The organism is Burkholderia sp. MSMB1078WGS (assembly GCF_001528895.1).
Classification (GTDB): domain Bacteria; phylum Pseudomonadota; class Gammaproteobacteria; order Burkholderiales; family Burkholderiaceae; genus Burkholderia.
Genome location: NZ_LPDI01000010.1, coordinates 1 through 7352, shown reverse-complemented (window position 1 = coordinate 7352; position 7352 = coordinate 1). Strand labels below are relative to the sequence as shown.

The 7352-nt window shown below is 59.4% G+C and carries 4 protein-coding genes and 1 pseudogene; 1 reads left to right on the top strand and 4 read right to left on the bottom strand.

The window, feature by feature from the left end:
- Positions 1 to 142: 142 nt before the first annotated feature.
- The 3 genes from WT24_RS02955 to WT24_RS02945 form a co-directional block, all read right to left on the bottom strand.
- On the bottom strand, positions 143 to 1042 hold the full coding sequence (locus tag WT24_RS02955; protein WP_082742076.1) for an EAL domain-containing protein: 900 nt from the start codon (positions 1040 to 1042) through the stop codon (positions 143 to 145).
- A 334-nt stretch (positions 1043 to 1376) separates the two neighbouring features.
- Positions 1377 to 4628, bottom strand: a complete 3252-nt coding sequence (locus WT24_RS02950) for a hybrid sensor histidine kinase/response regulator (RefSeq protein WP_060031151.1) — start codon at positions 4626 to 4628, stop codon at positions 1377 to 1379.
- Complete coding sequence (locus tag WT24_RS02945) at positions 4628 to 5290, bottom strand: response regulator transcription factor (protein WP_060031149.1); 663 nt, start codon at positions 5288 to 5290, stop codon at positions 4628 to 4630. Before WT24_RS02945 ends, WT24_RS02950 begins: the two co-directional genes overlap by 1 nt.
- A gap of 488 nt (positions 5291 to 5778) precedes the next feature.
- Between WT24_RS02945 and WT24_RS34120 the strand changes: the two genes are divergently transcribed.
- A complete protein-coding gene (locus WT24_RS34120) occupies positions 5779 to 6021 on the top strand; it encodes a hypothetical protein (RefSeq protein WP_156441734.1) in 243 nt (80 codons plus the stop codon).
- 562 nt (positions 6022 to 6583) lie between these two features.
- Here the strand turns inward: WT24_RS34120 and bpaC are convergent.
- Positions 6584 to 7352: pseudogene (gene bpaC, locus WT24_RS32030) on the bottom strand (trimeric autotransporter adhesin BpaC); the annotation flags it as partial.

The following is a 7352-nucleotide window of genomic DNA, read 5'->3' as shown; positions in this document are numbered from 1 at the left end:
ACCTCCCGTTCCTATTGGGAAAATTGCCTCCGAAACACTAACACTCATTTGTGTCCAGGATTTCTAGAGCAGATCACATGATCGACGACGGTTTCGATGTTGCGCGAGCGCTGCAGAATCCTGGATATTTTCCACCTGACAACTACCATGTCGCCGCCACGGAAAACATGCCTGCGCGTCGGCATGCAGACGGATCGCACCGATAGCGCGGCGACGTTGCATGGGCGCCCATGTACTCATGCAACGCTTGCGCGCTCATCTGCTTAAACAGGGCGTCGCCCTGCAACTCGATATTGCTGTAGCGCCTCAGAAACTCAAGCTGGCTTGTGCTGTTGACGCCAGCGACCGTCAAGGTCAGCCCCAGATCATGCGTCAGTCTCGACACCGACGACAAGATCGCTTCGGCCGTCGCTGAAGAGGGCAGACGACTCGCAAACGAATCACCGAACTTCACGCCGGTGACGGGCAGCACCATCAGCGTCGACATTGCCGTATGATGGGCGCCGAATTCGCTCAGCACGATGCCGAATCCCTTCTGCCGTAGATGTTTCAGGCAATCCTGAAGCGGCGGCGACTCCTCGGGCGCCGGCATTTCCGGAATCTCAAGCGTCAACTGAGCCGCCGGCACATCGAATTTTTCGATCTCCCGGGCTAGGTGTTCGGACATGCTTTCCGCCCATAATCCGGCGCCCGAAAAGCGCATCGAAACGCCCGACGCGCCGCAGCCGTGTTTGTTCCAGTGCCCCAGCTGCCGGCACACCTCGGTTATGACATATTCTCCGACGCGCGCCGCAACTCCGAGACACTCGGCAGCAGCGTACAACTCACTCTGACGCACTACGCGCCAACGCGGGTGATGCCAGCTGATCGCCGCCTCGGCTCCGACGACGGCACCAGACCGTACTGAGACGATTGGCTGGTAATCGATCGAGAGCTCACCCCGTTCGACCGCCGATTCGAAATCAGCCTCTCGAAACGGGAGGCCGTCCTCGTGCTCCCGGGGGTCCCATTTTCCCCGATGATACGTGCTGCCCGCTTCCACATTGTTCTCCCTAAGATGCAATTGCCAGAAGTCCGATCGGCGGCCTTCCACCTTTGGAGTGCCGGGTCGGCTCGTGCCGACCTGCTCGCTGCCTTCATCGCGGGCCACTCCAATCTTTAGAGAACGTTAAATAAACTACTGGGGTCCGTGAATCACAATACTTCGAATCCGTCGCCCGCTGAATGGCGGAGACGTGAGTTATCCGGAAAGACTGCGGATGCACCATTCAACCCATACCCCCGGATCATGACTGCGACTGGGGGCCGAAATCATGCCGGGCCTGGCTGGCCAAAGCTCCGATTATCGGGACGCAAAGATAGTAACGGGGGCGGGCTCAGCGGCGTTTTAGGGACGCGGCCATGTGCTGCAGCGTGTCCCGAATACTGCTTGCCTGTAGTTCGACCTCGCGATCCCATTCCACCGATTCGTCTGCATAGGCGCGGAGTTCCTGGCATTGCTCATACAACTCGGATGGACCTAATACGGCGAGCCCGCCCGCCACACCGTGCAGCCAGCGCCTGAGCCGCGCAAGCGTTCGCTCGCGCATGACCTCGTCGAACTCGGTGATTTCCCGATCGGCCTGATCCAGGAACGCCGTCACATAGGCCGCTGGCACCTCCGGGACCTTCGGCAGTGCATCAGGTTCGTCGTTTCCTCTAGCGTGGTCATTCCTGCGTTCGTTGGCGCGGCCGTTCCGGACGATCGCTTCCAGTGTCTCAAGCGGAACGGGCTTGGCCAGATAGTCGGTAAACCCGCGCGCGCGTCCCTCTGCAATGTCTTCCGGCCGCTTGCTCGCGCTCACCGCATATACCGGCATCGCATAGCCGTGCACCCTCATCTCAAACAACAATTGAAATCCGTTCATCATCGGCATATCGATGTCCGTCATCACGACGTTCACCGGTTCCTTCGACAGCAGTGCCAGCGCCTCCTCGCCATTCGTAGCCTCGATGACCCGCGCGCCGAGCGTTGTCAGCTGATCGAACAACAGGCTGCGATTGAGCAGGTTGTCCTCGGCGATCAACACCGTGACAGCAGCAGCCTCGTCATTGCTCGCGGTCGCCGCGGCCGGCGCCTGCCGCCCATCCGTAAGCATCCGGGCCGCCGACTTCAGGCCGGCGAGGCTATACAGACTGATCTCGACGCCACCGTCGTCGCGCCGCCTCGGAACCAGCGGTCCCGCCTGTATCGCCCATAGGATCGATCCGGGTGTCGGCCACCATTGAAGAATATCCGCCGCCGCGAACTCGTCTGTCACGATCAGGAAGTCATGCGCGTGCTCGTCGATAGGGGCGACCGGGTTCGCCACGGATGTCACCGTGGCCTCGTCGGGATCGAATAGGTTATTCAGCCACTCGAGATTCTCCTTGGCACGACACAGCACGGCAACACGATGATACGGAAGCGTCCAGCCGGCGCTGCTCGCATCGCCCTCGGACGCCTTGAGCGGCAAAACCACCGTGATGCGCGTCCCTACGCCGACAGTGCTCTCGAGGTTGAGACGTCCCTTCATCAGCTCGCACAACCTGGCACAGATCGACAAGCCGAGGCCGGTTCCGCGCGCCTGCATCAGGCGGTTGCTGTCACCCTGCGTGAAGGGTTGGAAAAGTCGGTGTTTCAGGTCGTCGGGTATACCGATCCCGGAATCCGTCACACTGATTTCGAGCTCGCCGGCACTCCAGCCCGCGCGCAGCACGATCTTCCCGGACGGCGTGAACTTGAGCGCGTTGCTCAACAAGTTGTTGACGATTTGCGAAACCCGGACCGGATCGAAGTGGAGCCGAGACGGAAGATTTCGTTCGAACACCGTGTAGAACTTCAATCCCTGCTGCGTGGCCAGCGGCGCATGGGCGAGCGCGAGGCGGTCTAGGAGATCCGCGATGCTCGCCCATTCTTCCATCAGGCTCAGCTCGCCCACGTCGATCTTGGAGAAATCAAGCACGTCGTTCACGATCTGCATCAGTCCGCGAGCCGATGCCTCCATGGCCTGCACGCGAGCCTGCTGCTCGGGCGCGAGCGCGCCACGCGCGACGAGCTCGATGTTGCCGACTAACGACGCCAGCGGCGTCCGGATCTCGTGGCTCATCGACGCGAAGAATGCTACCTTGGCCTTGGCAGCGGCATCGCTCGTCAACTTGGCCTCGCGCAGCAGGATCTCCGCCTGATGATAGGACGTCATGTCGGTGATCGCGCAAAAGAACACTTCCTGCGCATTCAGCGTCGCGGGTGCGTAGGTAATCTCGATGTAGACGGCTGAATGCCCAGCATGCGAAAGCGCGAACGGAAACTGGTAAATATGAGAATCACCCGAGCCAGTGTCTTGCCCGGCGAGCGACGATTCGAACGCGCTTTGCAGTTCCCGCGGCAGATGCTTGTCGGAAATCCGCATCCCAAGCATCGACCGCGCAATCGGGTTGGCCACCACGATCTCGAGCGTCGAGCGGCGCACGATGCACAGGCCCACCGGCGTCGCATGCACGAGCAAGTGATTAAGCATCTCGTTTTCGAGCGCGCGCGACGCCTCGGAATAGATGCGTGTCAAAAACTGGTAGTTCCAATACCGAAACGCGATGAACAGCAGCGCAATCAGCACGATCGTAGCGCCGCCTATCAGCCACAACTCGTAGCGCATGGATTGGAGCTGCAGATCGAGCGGCAGCAGATACATCATGTGTCCGAACCCGGCAAACAACGCCGGGCGGCGAATCGCCCATCCGAACCCCGGCACCCAGTGATAGAGGCCGTCCTGCTTCCCGACGAGATACGCGTCGACGCCGCGCACCATGTCGACGGCGTCGGCATCGATGAGCGGAATACCGTCCGAATCGACGACGACGGGCCGCTGGACCCGGCCTGCTCGCTCGATCGTCGACAACAGACTGCGCAGATCCACGCTCGTCAGCACGATTGCGTAAAGCGTGTCTCCCCGGTACACAACCGAAGCACCGACCATGTGAAGCTCGCCGCCCTGCTCCCCGTTCCCGGCGGCGAACCAGAGGATCTGCTTCTTGCGCGCGGCGTCCTGCGGATCGACGCCGCGTTTGCTGTACCGGTCGAGGACAGCTGCAACGAGTTCGGTGGGCGAGCCGGAACGCAGCGCGCTCAGGTCACCCGTCGGGAACAGGTATCCATATCCTGCGGAGCCGTCCGCAGCAATCATTTCAATGCTGGGAGCTTGTCCCGAGTTGGTCAGCAATTGCACCGTGTAATCGCAACTCTCGAGCAATGCCTTGTCATCGAGGGTGTTACTGTTCATCGGTGTGCAGACGTTCGGCGCAGACGTGCCCACCCCGGACGGCGCACCGTTCATTCGCATTTGCAGCACCAGAGCTGTCGTCGTGAGCATCATGCGCCGTTGCAGAAACGTGTCGACGACTTCTTTCTCGTGGATGCGCGCCGCCTGCTCTTCCTGCCTGAATGCCGTCTGAAACAATCCCGTGACGGTGATGATCGAAAAGCCAAGGGCGACGCAGATCAGCAACGCAATCACGACCGTGAACACCCGACGCTCGCGCTTCAAGTTGGATTCGAGCGAATAGAATTTCTTCAACGGCGACCCTTCGACCTCCGGCAGAACGCTTTGCATCAGAGTAGCCCTTGCTCACGCGCGCAGTTGATAAGATCGACGTTGGTCTCCACATGGAGCTTGCGCATCGCCGACCGCTTTTGTGTGGAAACTGTACCTAGGGAACGATTGAGTATTCGCGCAATCTCGGTAAGCGCCACTCCGGTCGAAAACAGGCGGACAACCTCGAGCTCCTTCGGCGTCAGCGCCTGGAAGTCGGCGGTGCCGGGCTTCACGTTGCCGGCCACGGCAAGGCGGTGCGCCATGCCGGGAGACAGCGATTGCGTGGCGCCATTGACGATCTTGATACAGACTTGGGCGAGTTCGCCGATCTCTTCTTCTTTTCCGACGAGCCCTGCCACACCCATGCGGCACAACTGATTGATCAATCCGGTATTCGTCAGCATCGTGAAGACGACCACCGGCGTGTGTTCGCACATCCGGATCAGATGTGAAATCAAGCGCAATCCATCCTTGTCGTCATCGCTCTGCTGCATCGCGAAATCCGTCACGACGAGGTCGACTTTTTGCTCTTTTAGGGTCGCCAGCAGCGCGCTTCCGGAAGAAACCGACGCGGCTACGCGGAATCCGGCCAGCGAGTCGATGTAGTTTGTGACAGCCCGCAAAACAATCGGATGATCGTCAGCAACCACGACGCGTATCAACGGCTCGACGTTAGACATGATTGCTCCAGAAAACGGTAGATAACGGGGGAGTAACCTTCGACAAGCCCGTGAAATCGTTGAACCAGACGGCAGGCCTCTATGCACGCCGCTAGGCGATATTGGCCAGATACCGCGCCCCTCGGATTCACGACTTCGCGCAACGGATTCGTCGCGAGTTACAGTGCGCGCGACACTATCCGTGTACACTCGCGCCTGCATTCTACGCTTGCCGCTATCGGTCTCCTACCCCCATTACTGCGGATCACGACTTACGGCACTCCGAGCATCCGGCCCATGGGCAATTGGTGTTGTAGCACCGGACACGGAACACACCGGTCTGCCCGGAATTGAGCCGGCAGGAAATGGCTTGCACGCCATCGAATCCGACCGGCAACGGTGCCGTGTCCGTCTCGGCGTACTGATTGGGGCTGCATACACCGCAGCCTGCGTCGTGACTTCTCGTGCGAAAAACCGATGTTCCAGCCATGGCGTACATGAAAAACCCGATGCTGAGCAACATCGCCCCGATCAGCGCCACGAACGCCACCACCAGCCATCTGTTCAATACATTGGTGCGCCAGAGCGAAAACAAGAGCAAACAGAACGTCACCAAAGCGACAGACACCAAAATGGAAGCCCACTTCGAAACTTTGTCCCTCGCAGCCGTCTTTTTTCCTTGCGCAGCATGCCCCCTTCTTACAGATGTCGCTCGCTCCATCATATCTACCTCTGGTTACCTCACTTCATGAATGCACGACGCCATCAATCCGATTTAACCCGGAAAATTTAAAACGGTGCTTTCCCTCAAAATCCAATCACGATTTCCACTCAATGAGATCCGAACAATCGACACGAAGCAACTCCCAACAACTTATTGAATTGCAACGGAATTCGTCACGTCCTTTTTTGGCACAACAGCCACGGCATTCAGTGCGCGAAGCCAGATCTGCAGCTTGGCCAACTGCGGATACAGTCACGTATGAAACGCGTGCTCGCGCATTCGTTGCACCTTCGCCGTTTTTGCAGTAGTTAATATAGTTATTATTTAATTTGATCACGCCACCTGAATATCTCATAAATGCGAAATTCGGTCAGCGAAGTTGGTATCGTCGTCTCTGGGATGAACCGACGGGCGTGACCGCAACTCGCCGCATATCCGTGATGTGGCGCTCGATCGAGGCCGAATCTCGAAAAATAGATACCGCAAAAAAAAGCCATCCCATACCCTGTATGAGATGGCTCGAAAGGCTCAAGAGGCGGGCGTCTCGACCTCGCGCCGATTGCCCAACTACAAAAGCCGCGAGGCACTCGTTACCACTGATAGGACATGCCCGCTCCCCACACTTGGTTGCTGCCGCTGTAGCTCACACCAGCCCTCATTTTGAGGTTCTCGGTGACCCGTGCGGTCACGCCAAGTGCCGAGGCTTGGTAACCCTTGTAGTTCGCCGTACCGATACCGACCGCCAGGGTTTTGCCCGCGTCGACGTCCGGAATCATCGTCAGCGCACTGGCCGCTGCAATGCCAGAGTACGCATCATGCGCGACCGAGTTGATCTGGCCCTGCATGCCGGACATCTGGTTCTGGATACCCGAGACAGTGCTATTCAGTTGCCCGACGTTGACCGCGTCCGTGTCGTTCACGCCGGCCGCAACGTTGGTAATTCGACGCTCGTTACCAGAGGAACCGACCGACACCGTATTCGCCTCGGTCGCAACGGAGCCCGTGCCCAGCGCAACAGAATTCGAACCCGATGCCACTGCACCTTGACCCAGCGCAACGCTATTGGCGCCGGTCGCGCTAGCGCCCGTGCCGTACGCCGAGCTATTCGCACCCGACGAAATCGAACCGGCGCCAGTCGCGGTGCTGTTCGTGCCCGACGCCGCCGAGTTGTTACCCGTCGCCGTCGCGCTGTCAGCCGTCGCTGAGGCGTTCTCGCCCGTTGCCGTCGCACCCGTGCCCGATGCAGTCGAGTTCGCGCCGTTCGCCGTGCTGTTCTCGCCGGTCGCCGACGCGTTCGTACCGTTCGCCGTGCTGTTCTCACCCGAGGCGGTCGAGTTTGCACCATTGGCCGTGCTGTTG